This is a genomic window from Streptomyces sp. NPDC051041 (genome assembly GCF_044456065.1).
GTDB classification, from domain to species: Bacteria; Actinomycetota; Actinomycetes; order Streptomycetales; family Streptomycetaceae; genus Streptomyces; species Streptomyces glaucus.
The window spans coordinates 74,703-90,347 of sequence record NZ_JBITFM010000012.1 but is presented as its reverse complement, the minus strand read 5'-3'; the positions used below and the strand labels follow the sequence as shown (position 1 = coordinate 90,347).

General features: G+C 74.4%; 15 protein-coding genes and 1 tRNA gene. 8 read left to right on the top strand and 8 right to left on the bottom strand.

Annotated features, from left to right (window positions below):
* Positions 1–66: 66 nt before the first annotated feature.
* A complete protein-coding gene (locus ACIBAI_RS19780) occupies positions 67–585 on the bottom strand; it encodes an NUDIX hydrolase (RefSeq protein WP_399035913.1) in 519 nt (172 codons plus the stop codon).
* Positions 586–791: 206 nt separating this feature from the next.
* Here ACIBAI_RS19780 and ACIBAI_RS19775 point away from each other — a divergent pair, with 206 nt between their 5' ends.
* Together ACIBAI_RS19775 and ACIBAI_RS19770 are read left to right on the top strand one after the other, a co-directional pair.
* Positions 792–1,742: a hypothetical protein gene (locus ACIBAI_RS19775; protein WP_399035910.1), complete on the top strand. Its 951-nt coding sequence runs from the start codon at positions 792–794 to the stop codon at positions 1,740–1,742.
* 36 nt (positions 1,743–1,778) lie between these two features.
* On the top strand, positions 1,779–3,314 hold the full coding sequence (locus ACIBAI_RS19770) for an APC family permease (RefSeq protein WP_399035908.1): 1,536 nt from the start codon (positions 1,779–1,781) through the stop codon (positions 3,312–3,314).
* A gap of 317 nt (positions 3,315–3,631) precedes the next feature.
* Here ACIBAI_RS19770 and ACIBAI_RS19765 read toward each other — a convergent pair whose 3' ends face one another.
* On the bottom strand, positions 3,632–5,029 hold the full coding sequence (locus ACIBAI_RS19765) for a GntP family permease (protein ID WP_399035906.1): 1,398 nt from the start codon (positions 5,027–5,029) through the stop codon (positions 3,632–3,634).
* A gap of 66 nt (positions 5,030–5,095) precedes the next feature.
* A complete protein-coding gene (locus ACIBAI_RS19760; RefSeq protein WP_399035903.1) occupies positions 5,096–5,614 on the bottom strand; it encodes a gluconokinase in 519 nt (172 codons plus the stop codon).
* 137 nt (positions 5,615–5,751) lie between these two features.
* Here ACIBAI_RS19760 and ACIBAI_RS19755 point away from each other — a divergent pair, with 137 nt between their 5' ends.
* Entirely contained in the window at positions 5,752–6,453 is a 702-nt protein-coding gene (locus tag ACIBAI_RS19755; RefSeq protein WP_399035901.1) for a FadR/GntR family transcriptional regulator, read from the top strand.
* A gap of 67 nt (positions 6,454–6,520) precedes the next feature.
* On the opposite strand, the gene ACIBAI_RS19750 is transcribed toward ACIBAI_RS19755, so the two are convergent.
* Together ACIBAI_RS19750 and ACIBAI_RS19745 are read right to left on the bottom strand one after the other, a co-directional pair.
* A complete protein-coding gene (locus tag ACIBAI_RS19750) occupies positions 6,521–6,895 on the bottom strand; it encodes a YchJ family protein (protein WP_399035900.1) in 375 nt (124 codons plus the stop codon).
* 74 nt (positions 6,896–6,969) lie between these two features.
* Positions 6,970–7,054, bottom strand: a tRNA-Leu gene (locus tag ACIBAI_RS19745).
* Between the two features lie 182 nt (positions 7,055–7,236).
* Here ACIBAI_RS19745 and ACIBAI_RS19740 point away from each other — a divergent pair.
* The 3 genes from ACIBAI_RS19740 to ACIBAI_RS19730 all read left to right on the top strand — a co-directional run bounded on the left by ACIBAI_RS19740 (position 7,237) and on the right by ACIBAI_RS19730 (position 9,909).
* Entirely contained in the window at positions 7,237–8,562 is a 1,326-nt protein-coding gene (locus ACIBAI_RS19740; protein WP_399035898.1) for a M20/M25/M40 family metallo-hydrolase, read from the top strand.
* Positions 8,563–8,712: 150 nt separating this feature from the next.
* Positions 8,713–8,946: a chaplin ChpH gene (chpH, locus tag ACIBAI_RS19735; RefSeq protein ID WP_399035896.1), complete on the top strand. Its 234-nt coding sequence runs from the start codon at positions 8,713–8,715 to the stop codon at positions 8,944–8,946.
* Positions 8,947–9,075: 129 nt separating this feature from the next.
* Positions 9,076–9,909 carry a chaplin gene (locus ACIBAI_RS19730; protein WP_399035895.1) on the top strand — a complete coding sequence of 278 codons (834 nt, stop codon included), beginning with the start codon at positions 9,076–9,078 and terminating at the stop codon, positions 9,907–9,909.
* Between the two features lie 79 nt (positions 9,910–9,988).
* Here ACIBAI_RS19730 and ACIBAI_RS19725 read toward each other — a convergent pair whose 3' ends face one another.
* Positions 9,989–10,177, bottom strand: a complete 189-nt coding sequence (locus tag ACIBAI_RS19725) for a DUF5703 family protein (protein ID WP_027758838.1) — start codon at positions 10,175–10,177, stop codon at positions 9,989–9,991.
* A 47-nt stretch (positions 10,178–10,224) separates the two neighbouring features.
* On the opposite strand from ACIBAI_RS19725, the gene ACIBAI_RS19720 reads away from it, so the two are divergent.
* A complete protein-coding gene (locus ACIBAI_RS19720; protein ID WP_399035892.1) occupies positions 10,225–10,971 on the top strand; it encodes a hypothetical protein in 747 nt (248 codons plus the stop codon).
* Positions 10,972–11,043: 72 nt separating this feature from the next.
* Here the strand turns inward: ACIBAI_RS19720 and ACIBAI_RS19715 are convergent, their stop codons facing one another.
* A complete protein-coding gene (locus tag ACIBAI_RS19715; RefSeq protein WP_399035889.1) occupies positions 11,044–13,314 on the bottom strand; it encodes a helix-hairpin-helix domain-containing protein in 2,271 nt (756 codons plus the stop codon).
* A complete protein-coding gene (locus tag ACIBAI_RS19710; RefSeq protein ID WP_399035886.1) occupies positions 13,311–14,297 on the bottom strand; it encodes an aldo/keto reductase in 987 nt (328 codons plus the stop codon). The genes ACIBAI_RS19715 and ACIBAI_RS19710 overlap by 4 nt, the downstream gene beginning before the upstream one ends.
* A gap of 203 nt (positions 14,298–14,500) precedes the next feature.
* Between ACIBAI_RS19710 and ACIBAI_RS19705 the strand changes: the two genes are divergently transcribed.
* Positions 14,501–15,556, top strand: coding sequence for an LLM class F420-dependent oxidoreductase (locus ACIBAI_RS19705; protein ID WP_399035884.1), 1,056 nt, complete (start codon positions 14,501–14,503; stop codon positions 15,554–15,556).
* Positions 15,557–15,645 lie beyond the last annotated feature (89 nt).

The window sequence follows — 15,645 nt, the reverse complement described above, 5'->3', positions numbered from 1 at the left end:
CGCGCCTGCGGCGGGGTGGCGGACCGGGGCCGCGCCGGGTGTCCGTCCCCGGTCCGGCGACGCCGGTCAGCGGCGTCCGGCCCGGTGGCTCCTCAGCCGCTCGTACGCCGCCAGGCCGTCCGGTACCCACTCCCACCGCGGCAGCCGGCGTTCCAGTTCGGGCTCGGGCAGGAAGGCGTGCCAGGCCACCTCCTCGGGCTGGGGGCGGACGGGAAGGTCGCAGCGGACCTCGTACACCGCCGACCACCAGGTCCGGCCCGGGCCGCCCTCGTAGAGGAACGTGAAGAGGTGCCCGGGGCGCGGCAGGCCCGTCACCCCCAGTTCCTCCTCGGCCTCCCGCAGGGCCGCGTCGTCGTAGGACTCGCCCGCGCCGACCACACCGCCGACGAACATGTCGTACAGGGAGGGGAAGACCAGCTTGGTCGGGGTGCGGCGGTGCACGAAGACGCGGTCGGCGGCGTCCCGGACCTGGACGAAGACGCAGCGGTGCCGCAGCCCCCTGGCGTAGACCTCGCCGCGCGGGGACCGCCCGACGACCCGGTCGTGCTCGTCGACGACGTCGAGGATCTCATCAGCAGCGCTCATACGCCCATCAAAGCAGGGAGCCCGACCGGATTTCGCCGCACCGACGGTGGAGGCAACACCAAGTGCCGCATGGAAAACGGGACTTGACGCGTGTAACGCACGGACGGCCCTTGACGCCGAACATTGGCTCCGGGTTTGCTGTGCGTGATCAGTTGATGGCAGACCGGCAACCGACGCCAGACCGCGTCGCGTGAGGAAGTCCCGCGGTGTCCCCACCCCCGCCTCCCCTCGGCCGCGGACGCAGACGCGCGGCCCGGACGTTCGACGAGGCCCTCGACGACGCCGAACTCGTCGCCGCGCGGGCCGCCCTGGCGCAGGGGCGGTGGCACACCGCCCGCTCGCTGCTCGTCCGCACCGCGGACGACTGGGACCGCCGGGGCCACCGGATCACCGTCCTCGCCGGGGAGCCCTACAGCGCGGCCTGGGCCCGCGAGTGGCTGCTCGCCGAGCCCGACTCCGCCGACGCCACCGCGCTGCTCGCCCTGGCCCGGGTCCGGCGCGCCCTGCGCGGCAAGGAGAAGCCGGCGCGCGCCCGCGAGGCCTGCCGTGACGCCGCCGCGCTCGCGCCCGCCGACCCGACCCCGTGGCTCGGCCTGCTGATGCTGGAGCGCGCCCTCGGCGCGGAGGAGGACGTGGTCCGGATCTTCGACGAGGTCCGCGTCCGGTACGCCGACCACCACCACGCCCACCACCTGGTGGTCGCCCGGCTCGCCGAGCGCCGCGCCGACGCGGGCGCCGACCCGCTGCACGAGGTGTACGACTTCGCCGGCTGGGCCGTCGAACAGGCGCCCGCCGACTCGCCCCTGGCGGTCCTGCCGGTCGTCGCGCACGCCGAGCGCTACCGCGTCCTGGCCGCCGCCGGGCACGAGCCCGCCGACCCGGCCGCCTCCGGGCACTGGGCCGGCCGCCGCGCCCGGCTGGTGATGAAGGCCGCCTTCGACTGGTGGCTGGAGTGGGAGCACGAAGGCCACCCGCGCCGGCTGATCGACCTCAACTACCTGGCGCACGCCAAGGTCTGCGAGGGACGGGGCGCCGAGGCCGCCGCCCTGTTCCACCGGATCGGCGACCACGCCACGCCCGCACCGTGGTCGTACCCCGGCCGCGACCCGTACACCGCCTTCCGCGCCGCACGCGACAGCGCGCTCGGCACGGCCTGACGCCCCGACCCGATGCGAACGAAGGACACCCCTCACATGACCACGGGCAGTTCCCGCGCGAGCGGATCCGCCGACGCCGGCATCAACACCTACCTCGGGCAGGAGCGCGCCCTGCGCGCCGACCGCCTCGGCACGCGGGGCCTGCTGCTCTCCGTGCTCGCCGCGACCGCCCCGCTCATGGTGGTCGCCGGTGTCATGCCCACCACATACGCGGTGATGGGCATCGTCGGCCAGCCGCTGCTCTTCGTGATGCTCGGCGTGGTGCTGGTCCTGTTCAGCCTCGGATACGCCGAGATGAGCCGGCACGTCCACAACGCGGGCGCCTTCTACGCCTACATCTCCCGCGGCCTGGGCGGCACCGCGGGCGCGGGCGCCGCCCTGGTCGCGCTCGTCGCCTACAACGCCCTCCAGGTCGGCATCTACGGCATCCTCGGCTTCGAGGTCTCCGGGCTGTTCGCCACCTACGCCGGCATCGAGGTCGCCTGGTGGGCGCCGGCGCTGGCGGCCGTGCTCGCGGTGGGCGCGCTGGGCTGGCTGAAGATCGACGTCAACGCGCGCGTGCTCGGGGTGCTGCTGGCCGTCGAGGTGCTGCTGGTCGTCGTCTTCGACGTCGCCGCCGTCGCCGACCCCGGCGCGGAGGGGCTGTCGCTGCGCGCGTTCGACCCGGGCACGCTGGCCGGCGCCGGCGTGGGCACCGCGCTGTGCTTCTGCATCGCCGCCTTCCTCGGCTTCGAGCAGGCGCCCGTGTACGCGGAGGAGACCAGCCGCCCGCACGTGCTGGTGCCGCGCGTGATGTTCCTCGCGGTCGCCGGCGTCGCCGTCTTCTTCGCGCTCAGCAGCTGGGCCGTGACCGTCGCCACCGGGCCGGCGCAGGTCGTGGACACCGCGCGGCGGGAGAGCGCGGGGCTGCTGTTCACCCTCACCGAGGCCCGGCTCGGCGGCACCTTCACCGACGTCCTGCACGTCCTGTTCGTGACCGGCATGTTCGCGGCCCTGCTCAGCTTCCACAACGTCGTCGCCCGCTACGCCTTCGCCATGGGCCGGGAGGGGCTGCTGCCCGCCGTCTTCGGCCGCACCAACGACACCAGCGGCGCCCCCGGCACCGGCTCGCTGCTGCAGACCGCCGTGGCCGCGGTGACCGTCGTCGGCTTCGCGGTCACCGACGACAAGCCGGCCGGGGACCCGACCGCGCCCGTGCTGCACCTGTTCACCTGGGGCGGCAACATCGGCGCGCTCGGCGTGATCGTGCTGATGGCGGCGGCCTCCCTGTCCGTCGTCGTCTTCTTCGTCCGCCGCGGCGCCGCGGGCGCCCAGGCCTGGCGGCTGGCGACCTCCGCGCTGGCGGGCCTCGCCCTGCTGGTGATCGCCGGCTGCACGGTGCGGGACTTCGACGTGCTGGTCGGCGCCGGCCCCGGCTCCGCCCTGAGCTGGGTGCTGCCCGGCATCATCGGCCTGGCCGCGGCCGTCGGCCTGGCGCAGGGCCTGGTGCTGCGCGCCCGCGCCCCCGAGCGGCACGCCCGCATCGGGCTCGGCAACGAGGCGTTCCAGCTGGAGAAGGCGGCGTCGTCGTAGTGGCGCGGAGCCTGGCGCCCGGGCGGGGGGCGACCCCCGCGGAGCACCGCCGCGAGCGGGCCCCCCGCTCCGAGTCCGTGCCCGCGCGCCCCGGCCGTCCGGCGTCGTCGGGGACCGCCCGCCCGTACGCGGACGGCGCCGCCGGCGGGGGCCCGGCGATCCGGTCCGCGCCCCGCCCCCGCGCGGGGACGGACGGCCGCGCGGACCGGCTCGGCGGGGACGGACCCGGTGACCGGTCCCGGCCGGGACCGGTCACCGGGTCCGTGGGCCGCCGACGCCGAGGAGGAGGAAGGGGCGGGCCCGTCCCCGCCGTACCCCTAGATCACGAGGGACAGCAGCAGGACCACCCCGCCCGCGACCACGGAGATGATGCACTCCATCACCGACCAGGTCTTCAGGTTCTGGCCGACGCTGAGCCCGAAGTACTCCTTGACCAGCCAGAACCCGGCGTCGTTGACATGGCTCAGGAAGAGCGAGCCGGCGCCGATGGCCAGCACCAGCAGGGCGGTGTGCGTGGTGGACATGTCGGCCGCGAGCGGGGCGACCAGGCCGGCCGCCGAGACGGTCGCCACGGTCGCCGAGCCGGTCGCGAGCCGGATCGCCACCGCGATCAGCCAGGCCAGCAGCAGCGCCGGGATCGACCAGTCCTCGGAGATGTCCAGGATCATCCGGCCCACACCGGAGTCGATCAGCGTCTGCTTGAAGCCGCCGCCCGCGCCGACGATCAGCAGGATGCCCGCGATGGGCCCGAGGCTCTTCTCGACGAGCGGCGAGATCCGCTCCTTGGAGTACCCGGCGGGCCGCAGCAGCGTGAAGATGCCGAGGAGCACGGCGGCGAGCAGGGCGATCATCGGGGCGCCGACGACGTCGAAGACGCGCTGCACCGGGCTCTCCGGGTCGTCCACGACGATGTCGACCAGCGCCTTGGCGAGCATCAGGACGACCGGCAGCAGGACCGTGATCAGCGTGGCGCCGAAGCCGGGGCGCCGCTCCAGCTCGTCGGAGGCGCGCTGCGGGATCATCCGCTCGGGGGCGGACACGTCCACCCAGCGCGCCGCGACCTTGGAGAACACCGGACCGGCGATGATCACCGTCGGGATCGCGACGAGCACGCCCAGCGCCAGCGTCACGCCGAGGTCGGCCTTGACCGCGTCGATCGCGACCAGCGGGCCGGGGTGCGGCGGGACCAGGCCGTGCATCACCGACAGGCCCGCGAGCGCCGGGATGCCGATGCGCATCAGCGAGTAGTTGCCGCGCTTGGCGACCATCAGCACCACCGGGATCAGCAGCACGATGCCGACCTCGAAGAACAGCGGCAGACCGATCACCGAGGCGATCAGCACCATCGCCCACGGCATGGACCGGCCGCCCGCCTTCTCCAGGATGGTGTCGACGATCTGGTCGGCCCCGCCGGAGTCGGCGAGCATCTTGCCGAGGATCGCGCCGAGGGCGATCAGCACGCCCACGCCCGCGACCGTGGAGCCGAGACCGCCGCTGAAGCTGGTGAGGACCTTGTCGAGCGGTGCCCCGGCGAACGCGCCGAGGGCCAGTGACCCGATGGTCAGCGCCAGGAAGGCGTGCAGCTTGAACTTGGTGATGAGCAGGACGATGACGGCGATGCCCGCCAGCACGGCCACGCCCAGCTGGGCGTGGCCGGCCGAGGTGATGGGCTCGGCGGTGTCCGCTGCCAGCATCTCGACGCTGAGTCTGGTCACGGTGGTGTTTCCTTGCGGTGACGGAGAGAAAGGGGGAGAGCAGGGGCGGCCTGCTGCGCCGGGGGCCTACCGGATCGGCTCGGGGAGCGAGCCGAGGGCGTTCGCCGCCCGCTCGGTGATCTCCTCCGGGCTGCCCGTGACGTCCACGGCGACCCCCGCCTCGTCCGCCTCCAGGGGCTGGAGCGTGGCGAACTGGGAGTCGAGCAGGGCCGTGGGCATGAAGTGCCCCTGCCGGTGCGACATCCGGTCCTCGATCAGCGCGCGGTCGCCCGTGAGGTGCACGAAGACCACGCCGGGCGCGGCGGCCCGCAGCCGGTCGCGGTACGACCGCTTCAGCGCCGAGCAGCTGACCACCCCGCCGAGCCCGGCCCGCCCCTGCGCCCAGGCGCCGATGGCGTCCAGCCACGGCTGCCGGTCCTCGTCGGTGAGCGGGGTTCCGGCCGACATCTTGGCGATGTTGGCCTGCGGGTGGAAGTCGTCGCCCTCGGCGTACGGGACGCCGAGCCGGGCCGCGAGCAGGGGACCGATGGTGGTCTTGCCGGTGCCCGCGACGCCCATGACCACGACGACATGGGGGGTGTTCATGGCTGCCTCACTGTCCGCTGTCTTCGTCGACACGTGATGTCGACGCCACTGAAACCCATTAGGTACGACGAATTCAAGAGCCTGTGACAAGTAAGTCTGACTTTTGTAGGCGTGACCTGCCGCGTACTCTGAGTCGCATGAGCACAGCGGGCCGGGGGCTGCACGGCCGTGTACTGGACACCCTCGGCCCCGAGATCACCGCGGGCGAGTACCCGCCGGGCAGCGTCCTGCGCACGGACGAGCTCGCCCAGCGCTTCGACGTGTCACGGTCCGTCATGCGCGAGGCCGTCCGCGTCCTGGAGTCCATGCACCTGGTCGAGTCCCGCCGCCGCGTGGGCGTGACGGTCCGCCCCCGCTCCGAGTGGAACGTCTACGACCCCCAGGTCATCCGCTGGCGCCTGGCGGGCACCGACCGCCCGCAGCAGCTGCGCTCGCTCACGGTGCTGCGCTCGGCGGTCGAACCGGTGGCGGCGGGCCTGGCGGCGAAGCACGCCACGGCCGAGCAGTGCGCCGAGCTGACCGAGTGCGCCCTCGGCATGGTCGCCAACTCGCGCGGTCACCGGCTGGAGGAGTACCTGGTCCACGACGTGGCCTTCCACCGGGTGATCCTCGACGCCTCCGGCAACGAGATGTTCGCCCGGCTCGGCGACGTCGTCGCCGAGGTCCTGGCCGGCCGCACCCACCACGACGTGATGTTCGACGACCCCGACCCGGCCGCCGTCACCCTCCACGTCCAGGTCGCGGAGGCGGTCCGCGCGGGCGACGCGGTCCGCGCGGAGGAGCTGACCCGCCAGATCACGGTGGGCGCCCTGCAGGAGCTGGACGTCCTGGCGCCGTAGCCGTCGGCCGGCAACCCCGCCCGGAGGATCCCCGGCCGTCGCCGCCGGCCGGGGATCCCGGCGCCCGTCAGTCCAGGAACTCCCCGTCGACGTACACCCACGCCCCGTCGAGCCGCTCGAAGCGGCTCCGCTCGTGCAGCGCGCCGCCCCGGTAGGAGGCCCGGAAGGTCACGGTCCCGGTGGAGTGGAAGGCGGACCCGCCGCTCGTGCCGAGGATCTCCAGCCCGGTCCACCGCGTCCCCGGATCGAGGGCGAGCCGCTCGGGCCGCGTCCGCGGGTGCCAGGTCCGCAGCAGGTATCCCGCGTCCCGCTGCACGAAGGCGCTGTACCGCGAGCGCATCAGCGCCTTCGCGGTCGGCGCGGCCGCGGCCCCGGAGTGGAAGCGGCCGCAGCAGGTCTCGTACGGCTCGGACAGCCCGCACGGGCAGGAACGCGTGGTCATGCCGCCATTCTGCCCGGCGGACGACGGTGCCCGGACAAGCGGAAGACCCCTGGCGAACCAGGGGTCTCGACCGGTGTCCGAGGGGGGACTTGAACCCCCACGCCCGATAAAGGGCACTAGCACCTCAAGCTAGCGCGTCTGCCATTCCGCCACCCGGACAAGGTGTGCGTCGTGCGGGCCTGCCCGCGGCGACGACGTAAACATTACCAGGCTTTCGGAGCCGGCCGATCACCCCCGTCCCGTGTGAACGGCGTGTGACGGGCCGGGACCGGTCTTGGGCGCGGGCGGCGGGGGAGGGAGGATGAGGGGGACCCACCAGCAGTGACAGCGGGAGGAAGCACGTGAGCGAGACGGGCACGGCCGGGACCGTCACCGGCGAGGACGAGGTCGTGGACCTCTGCCGCGAGCTGATCCGGATCGACACCAGCAACTACGGCGACCACTCGGGGCCGGGTGAGCGCAAAGCGGCCGAGTACGTCGCCGAGAAGCTCGCCGAGGTGGGCCTCGAACCGCAGATCTTCGAGTCGCACCCCGGACGCGCCTCCACGGTGGCGCGGATCGAGGGCGAGGACCCGTCCCGGCCCGCGCTGCTCATCCACGGCCACACCGACGTGGTCCCCGCGAACGCCGCCGACTGGACCCACGACCCCTTCTCCGGCGAGATCGCGGACGGGTGCGTGTGGGGGCGCGGGGCCGTCGACATGAAGGACATGGACGCGATGACGCTGGCGGTCGTCCGCGACCGGCTGCGCAGCGGCCGCAGGCCCCCGCGCGACATCGTCGTGGCCTTCCTCGCCGACGAGGAGGCCGGCGGCACCTACGGCGCCAAGTACCTGGTGCAGCGGCACCCGGAGCTCTTCGAGGGGGTCACCGAGGCGATCGGCGAGGTCGGCGGGTTCTCCTTCACCGTCAACGAGAAGCTGCGGCTCTACCTCGTCGAGACCGCCGAGAAGGGCATGCACTGGATGCGGCTCACCGTCGAGGGCACCGCCGGGCACGGCTCGATGACCAACACCGACAACGCGATCACCGAGCTGTGCGAGGCCGTCGCCCGGCTCGGCCGGCACACCTGGCCGGTCCGGGTCACCAAGACCGTGCGGGCCTTCCTGGACGAGCTCTCCGACGCGCTCGGCGTCGAACTCGACCCGGAGAACATGGACGAGACCCTCGCCAAGCTCGGCGGCATCGCCCGCATGATCGGCACGACGCTGCGCAACTCGGCGGCGCCCACCATGCTCGGCGCCGGCTACAAGGTCAACGTCATTCCCGGCCAGGCCACCGCGCACGTCGACGGCCGCTTCCTGCCCGGCTACGAGGAGGAGTTCCTCGCCGACCTCGACCGCATCCTCGGCCCGCGCGTGAAGCGCGAGGACGTGCACGCCGACAAGGCCCTGGAGACCGACTTCGACGGCCGCCTGGTCGACGCCATGCAGAGCGCGCTGAGCGCCGAGGACCCGATCGCGCGGGCCGTGCCGTACATGCTCTCCGGCGGCACCGACGCCAAGTCCTTCGACGACCTGGGCATCCGCTGCTTCGGCTTCGCGCCGCTGAAGCTGCCGCCGGAGCTGGACTTCGCGGGCATGTTCCACGGCGTCGACGAGCGGGTGCCGGTGGAGGGCCTCAAGTTCGGCGTGCGCGTCCTCGACCGGTTCCTCGACGCCTCCTGAGCCGGCATCCGGGCGTCCTTATTCGCCCAGGTGTGCGGAGGTGACCGGGAAGGGTGAATGTGACCATACGCTCGTAGCCCCATTACTCCCTCCTCGTTACTGGTCATGTGATCCGCAACTGGGATCGCGTGTGCCAATGAGGAGGAATCAATGATCAAGAAGGTCGTCGCTGTCGCGGCCGCCACCGGTGGGCTGGTCCTCACGGGCGCCGGCATGGCCGCCGCCGACTCGAGCGCCCACGGTACCGCCGTGCACTCCCCGGGCGTCCTGTCCGGCAACGTCGTCCAGGCGCCCGTTCACGTCCCCGTGAACGTCTGCGGCAACACGGTCTCCGTGATCGGGCTGCTGAACCCCGCCTTCGGCAACACCTGCATCAACAAGTGACGTCGCGCCCCGCCCCCCTGAGGGCCTGAGCCCGTCGGCCCCGGAGCGCGCGCCACGCGCTCCGGGGCCGACCGGCCTTTTCACAGCCCCCTCGGGGGCGGGGCGGAGTCTCGAAGGAGGGAATCAGCAGTGCGACAGGTGACCCGCAAGGGCCTGATGACGGTGGCCGCCGCGACGGGCGTGATCGCCGCCGCGAGCGGCGCGGCCCACGCCCACGGCGGCGCGGCCGCGAGCGGCTCCGCCTCGGGTTCGCCCGGCGTGCTCTCCGGCAACCTGGTGCAGGCGCCGGTGCACGTCCCGGTGAACGTCTGCGGCAACACGGTCGACGTCGTCGGCGTCCTCAACCCGTCGGTCGGCAACACGTGCGCCAACCACGGCGACGGGTCGCCGGGAGGGTACGGCGACTCCGACGGCCACGGGGGGCACGACGGCCACGGAGAGCACGGCGGACACGGCGGCTCGCAGGCCGGCGGACACACCGCCGACTCGCCCGGCGTCGGCTCGGGCAACCACGTCCAGGTACCGATCCACGCCCCGGTGAACGTCTGCGGCAACAGCGTGAACGTCGTCGGCGTCGGCAACGCCGCCCTCGGCGACGACTGCGCGAACGGGAGCGGTTCCGGCGGCGACCGGCCCGCCACCCCGCCGGGCGGTCAGCCCGGTGATCCGGGTGCCCCGGACGGTCCGGGCGGCTCCGGGGACCCGGGCGGCCCCGGTGACCCGGATCGGCCGGACGGTCCGGCGGAGTCCGGCCGGCCCGGCACCCCGGCCGCACCGCCCTCCTCGGGCGAGGCACGGGACGGCGGCTCCCCGCACGCCAACCAGCCGGTCACCCTGTCCGGGGACGGCGCACAGCTCGCGCAGACCGGCAGCGGCCTGCCACTGGGCGCCACGCTGCCGATGAGCGCGGGGGCGCTGCTGGCGGGCGCGGTGCTGTACCGCAAGGCGCGCGCCTCGGCATAGACGGACACGGCGGGCAAGCGGAGCGGGCCCCGCGTGGGCGGGGCCCGCTTCGTATGCGCCACCTCGGATCATCGTGTGTTCACCACGTGGCGCGTACCTGGCGGATGATCCGCCGCCGCAGCCGTACCCGGCGGCTGCCGTCGCGCAGCAGGCTCAGGCGGTACAACTCCCAGTGTCCGTACTCGGCATGGTCCGTCAGCAGTCGTGTCGTCTCCTTGCGGGAGACCCCGCGCGGTACGTACACGTCGACAAATTCGTATTCCGGCATCGCATCTATTGTGCGGTCCGGGGCCCGGTACGGATAGCGTCTGCAGTATGTCTGATGCTGCGCAGCCCACCGCTGCCGAGGTACGCGCCGCCGCCGAGGCGGTCAAGACCGCGCTCGACCGCCACCTGGCCGCGGTCGAACGCAGGTCGGGGGAGGACGACCCGGCCGTCCACGAGGCGTTCAACCAGCTGGCCGCGGCCGCCGAGGCGTACGACGAGCTGCTCTACGACCGCTACGACGAGGTCACGCCCTTCGAGATCCCCGGTGCGGAGGACACGCTGCCGCCGTACACCGGCCCCGAGGAACCGAACGCGCTGAGCGTGCTGATCCGCCGCGACTACGCCGTGGCGGAACCGCAGCGGCTGCTGGCGCAGGCCCGGCGGATCGAGGCGGCGGACGACGAGGCGGGCGCGGACGTCTCCGGCACGGTCCACGGGGCGCTCGGCCTCCTGTTCGGCGAGTTCGAACCGGACGAGATCGCCTCCCGGCACAAGGAGTTCGGCCTGGAGGAGGGCGACTCCACGCTCTGGGTGACGGCCGCGGACGAACCGGCCGAGCCCGGGGAGTGGCTGGAGGCGCCGTTCGAACAGGCCGACCCGCAGCGGGTGGTCTGCCGCTTCGACGTGAGCGCGGTGTTCGACGACGAGGCCGACGACGACCTCGACGACGAGATCGACGAGATCGACGACGAGGCCGAGGACGACGAGGACGATCTCGACGACGACGGCCTGGACGACGAGACCGAGGACGATCCGGAGGACCTGGAGCCGCTGGACGTGAACCACCGGCGGTAGGAGAGGCGACGGCGGCGGCCGCGGGGCGTGTCTGCCCGCGGCCGCCGCCGTCGTCCGTGCGCGAGGACCGGGTCAGCCGGCCGCCGGGACCTGCGAGGCCAGCAGCACCGGCAGACGGGTCGTACGCGGCTTCGCCGGGACCTCGGCCACCGCCCGGTGCAGCGCCTGCTCCACGCCGTGCACCACGGACAGGTGGCGGTCGGCCCGGCCGAACGCCGTGTACACCCAGGGCCGGCTCAGCGCCTGCGCGGCGTCGCCGGGCAGCACCACGACCACCGCGGGCCACCGGCAGCCCGCCGCCTGGTGCGCGGTCAGCGCCCACCCGTGCCGCACGGAGTGCTCCACCTGCTCCCTCGGCACGACGACCGTCTCACCGGCGCAGGACAGGTGCAGTCCGTCGGCGTCGGCCTTCACCACGTGGCCCGGCCGCGTACGGCCCGGGGCGGGGGAGTGGACGACGCGGTCGCCCGGGTCGAAGCCGCCGAAACGGCCGGGACCGGGGTTGAGCCGCTCCTTCAGCGCCGCGTTCAGCGCGCGCGTCCCGACCGCGCCGCCGTGGCCCGGCGTGATCACCTGCGTCTCCTCGGCGGGCACGCCGATCGCGCGCGGCACGGAGTCCACCACGAGCTGCACGGTCCGGTGCACCGCCTCGCCCGCGTCCCGCACCGGCACGATGACGACTTCCTTGCCGGGGGCCGCCACCTGGTTCAGCTCGCCGATGCCGATGCCGGAGACCAGCTCGCCGAGCGGTCCGGGATCGGGGCGCCGCGAGGCGATCTGCGGGCAGATCCGCGCCGCCAGCAGGTCCGCGAAGACCCGCCCCGGCCCCGCGGACCACAGCACCGCCGGGTCTCCGGCCAGCACCAGCCGGGCCCCGTCCGGCAGCGACTCGGTGAGCAGGGCAGCCGCCTCGACGTCCAGCTGCGGGGCGTCCAGCACGACGAGCAGGTCGAGGTCCAGCGCCCCCTCGGCGTCCCGCCCCGGCCCCTCGGCGCCGGCGAGGAGCCCGGCGACGGTGGCGACGGACGGGCCGGCGACGGGGGCGGCCGGGGCGTCGGCGTCCGACGCGGGCCCCGTCGGCGGGGCCGCCCGGCGCAGCAGGGCCGCGAAGCGGTCACGGCCGATCGGGCTGTGCGTGGCGGCCCAGGCGCGCAGCCCCAGGGCGTGCGCCGCGTGCAGCAGCGCCGCCGGCTCCGCCAGGGACGCCTCCGCGCCGGTGTGCAGCACCAGGCCGTGGGAGGCGACCGCGCGGATCAGGTCGGCGGCCGAGCCCTCGGCCGAGGCGGCGGCCCGCTCCCACGCCCCGGCCGGGCCGTCCTGCTTCGGCGCCGAGTTCACCAGTCGTGCCAGGCCGTCGGCGAGGCTCTCCTCCGCGAGCGCGTACCGCTCCAGCCCGGCCAGGACGCGGACCGGGCGCTCCTCCGCGTCCTCGGCCTCCTCGCCCCGCCGGGGCCCGGCCTGTTCCAGGGCGTCCTGGAAGACCAGCGCCTCGCCCTCCGCGACCGTGTTCCGCACGGCCGCGTCCGGGTCCGGCACCCCCCGCTGGGCCAGCGCCGCGGCGAGGGCCGGCAGCTCCAGGGCCGTGTGCCCGGCCAGGGCCGCCTGCTCCAGCAGCCAGACGGTGACCGCGCGGCCCCGCCGCTCGTCGTCCGGGCCGCACTCCGCGCCGAGCAGCGCCCGCGCGAACCCGTCGGCCTGCTCGGGCCGCACCCCGGTGACCCGCAGCAGCTGCCAGGGGTCCGCGCGCAGCAGCTCGTCCGCGCCTTCGCCGAGGACCGCGGCGATGCGGGGGGCGAGCGTCTCCGGCGCGCCGCCCTCGGCGAGCACGCGGCGCACGGCCTGGACGGCTTCCGGCGCCGGGGCCGCGGGGGCGCCCGCCGGCCCGGCCGGCACCGGCTGGGACCGGCGTACCGGCTCGGGCGCGGGGCGGCGCGGGGCGGGCTCGGGTCCGGGCTCGGGCTCGGCGAAGACCTCGGTCACCGGCTTCTCGCCGCTCTCCACGGCCCGCACGGCGGCGAGCAGGTCGGCGGCCTTGCCGCTGAGCTTGGCGCCGGCCTCGATCGGCCCCTTCCTCTCGGCCTTGCGCCGCTCGATGCGCTCCCGCTCGATCCGCTGGGCCAGCAGCTCGGCCTCGGCCTCGGACAGCTCGGTCCCTGTGCCGCCGGCCTCCCCGGCCGACCCGGTCCCCGCGTCCGCGGCGTCCTGTGCGTCCGCGGCGCTCTCCTCGGCGGCGTCCTGCGCGTCCGTGACGCCCTCCCCCGCGGCGTCCCGGGCGCCGTTCTCCCGCGTGGTGCCCGGCGTCCCCGGCTCGGCGTCCTCCGCGGTCTCGGGCTCCGTGCTCACAGCGTGCTCCAGTCGTGATCGGGATAGCGGTGCACGGGCGCCGACACGTCGTCGAGCGCCCGGCAGATCTCGTCAGGAAGACTAAGCGCCTCCACTGACAACGCCGCCGCGAGCTGCCGCGCGTTGCGCGCGCCGACGATGGGCGCGACCACGCCGGGCCGGTCCCGCACCCACGCGAGGGCCACCTGGAGCGGGGTCACCGCGAGCCCGTCCGCGGCCGTCGTCACGGCGTCCACGATGCGGCTCGCCGCGTCGTCGAGGTACGGCGCGACGAAGGGCGCCAGATGCTCGGAGGCGGCCCGCGAGTCCGGCGGCGTCGCGTCGCCCCGGTACTTGCCCGTCAGCACCCCGCGGCCCAGCGGCGAGGAGGGCAGCAGGCCGATGCCCAGGTCGAGGGCGGCCGGCAGCACCTCGCGCTCCACCCCCCGCTGCAGCAGCGAGTACTCCATCTGCGTGCTCGCCAGCCGGGTCCGCGTGCCCGGCGCCGCCAGCTGCCAGGTCGCCGCCTTGGCCAGCTGCCAGCCGCAGAAGTTGGAGACCCCGGCGTAGCGGGCACGGCCGCTGCCGACCGCCAGGTCGACGGCGTGGAGCGTCTCCTCCAGCGGGGTGTGCGGGTCGTAGGCGTGGACGTGCCACACGTCGACGTGGTCCGTGCCCAGGCGGGCGAGCGAGGCGTCCAGCGCGGAGAGCAGATGGCCGCGCGAGCCGTCGAAGCGGCGGTCGGGGTCCGGCACGCTGCCCGCCTTGGTGGAGATGACCAGGTCCTGGCGCGGCACCAGGTTGTCCATCAGTTTGCCGAGCAGGTACTCGGCCTCTCCGTCGCCGTACACGTCCGCGGTGTCGACGAGGGTCCCGCCCGCTTCCCAGAAGGTCTTCAAGAGGTCCGCCGCGTCGTGCTCGTCGGTGTCCCTGCCCCAGGTCAGGGTGCCGAGACCGATGCGGGACACGCGCAGGCCGGTGCGGCCGAGATGCCTCTGCTCCATGAACGCCGAGATTACTGGCCGGAACCTGCCGTGTGGGGGCCTGTGGACAACGGTTTCCGCACGTCGGCCGGAAGCCGGGCCCCCGCCGCCCGGCCCGCGGCCCCGGCCCGCGGCCCCGTCCCGCCGCGGACACTGCCCCGGCAGCCGCCCCCGCGCTAAGGTCTGCGCAAAGGGACGTTACTGATCGGTAAGGGGAATCGGCCATGCAGCTCGGGATCAACCTCGGCTACTGGGGTGCGGGAATGGACGCGGACAATCTCGCCGTGGCCCAGGAGGCCGACCGGCTCGGGTACGCCGTCTGCTGGGCCGCGGAGGCCTACGGCTCCGACGCGGCCACCGTGCTCACCTGGGTCGCCGCGCAGACCGAACGCATCGACGTCGGCTCGGCCATCTTCCAGATCCCGGCCCGCCAGCCCGCGATGACGGCGATGACCGCCGCCACCCTGGACTCCCTCTCCGGCGGCCGCTTCCGGCTCGGCCTCGGCGTCTCCGGCCCGCAGGTCTCCGAGGGCTGGTACGGCGTCAGGTTCGACAAGCCCCTCGCCCGCACCCGCGAGTACGTCGAGATCGTGCGGAAGGCGATGACGCGCGAGCGGCTCACCCACGAGGGCGAGCACTGGACGCTGCCGCTGCCCGGCGGCCCGGGCAAGCCGATCAAGCTGACCGTGCACCCGCAGCGCGAGCACATCCCGCTCTACATCGCCGCGATCGGCCCGAAGAACCTCGAACAGACCGGTGAGATCGCCGACGGCGCGCTCCTCATCTTCCCCTCCGCGGACCACCTGGAGGAGACCGCGATCAGGCACCTGCGCGCCGGCCGCGAGAAGGCGGGCAGGACCCTCGACGGCTTCGACGTCTGCCCGACGCTCCCCCTCGCCGTCGGCGACGACAAGGACGTCGCCGCGCTCGCCGACACCTTCCGTCCCTACACCGCCCTGTACGTCGGCGGCATGGGCAGCCGCAAGCAGAACTTCTACAACCAGCTCGCCCGGCGCATGGGGTACGAGCGGGAGGCCGCCGAGATCCAGGACAAGTACCTGTCCGGCGACAAGCAGGGCGCCGCGGCCGCCGTACCGCACGACCTGATCGACAGCACCACGCTGCTGGGGTCGGTCGACCGGATCGCGGACCGGATGAAGGCCTATGCCGCGGCCGGCGTCACCACCCTGACGCTCGCCCCCGCGGGCCTCACCCTCGACGACCGGATCGCCTCGCTCCGCGCCGGCGTCCAGGCCCTGGAACGCGCCGGGCTCGCCTAGGACGCGCCGGGTCCGCCCGGACGCGTGCGGCCGGCGGAGCTCTCCGCGGCCGTGGTGGGGGCTCGGGGGCCCGCCCCGCCACGGCCGTC

Bases quoted from the DNA above. Each gene is read 5' to 3' on its own strand.
- ACIBAI_RS19770 (WP_399035908.1), top strand. From the start codon at position 1,779: ATGACCACGGGCAGTTCCCGCGCGAGCGGATCCGCCGACGCCGGCATC.
- ACIBAI_RS19725 (WP_027758838.1), bottom strand. From the start codon at position 10,177: ATGCCGGAATACGAATTTGTCGACGTGTACGTACCGCGCGGGGTCTCC.
- ACIBAI_RS19760 (WP_399035903.1), bottom strand. From the start codon at position 5,614: ATGAACACCCCCCATGTCGTCGTGGTCATGGGCGTCGCGGGCACCGGC.
- ACIBAI_RS19705 (WP_399035884.1), top strand. From the start codon at position 14,501: ATGCAGCTCGGGATCAACCTCGGCTACTGGGGTGCGGGAATGGACGCG.
- ACIBAI_RS19780 (WP_399035913.1), bottom strand. From the start codon at position 585: ATGAGCGCTGCTGATGAGATCCTCGACGTCGTCGACGAGCACGACCGG.
- ACIBAI_RS19750 (WP_399035900.1), bottom strand. From the start codon at position 6,895: ATGACCACGCGTTCCTGCCCGTGCGGGCTGTCCGAGCCGTACGAGACC.
- ACIBAI_RS19710 (WP_399035886.1), bottom strand. From the start codon at position 14,297: ATGGAGCAGAGGCATCTCGGCCGCACCGGCCTGCGCGTGTCCCGCATC.
- chpH (WP_399035896.1), top strand. From the start codon at position 8,713: ATGATCAAGAAGGTCGTCGCTGTCGCGGCCGCCACCGGTGGGCTGGTC.
- ACIBAI_RS19720 (WP_399035892.1), top strand. From the start codon at position 10,225: ATGTCTGATGCTGCGCAGCCCACCGCTGCCGAGGTACGCGCCGCCGCC.
- ACIBAI_RS19755 (WP_399035901.1), top strand. From the start codon at position 5,752: ATGAGCACAGCGGGCCGGGGGCTGCACGGCCGTGTACTGGACACCCTC.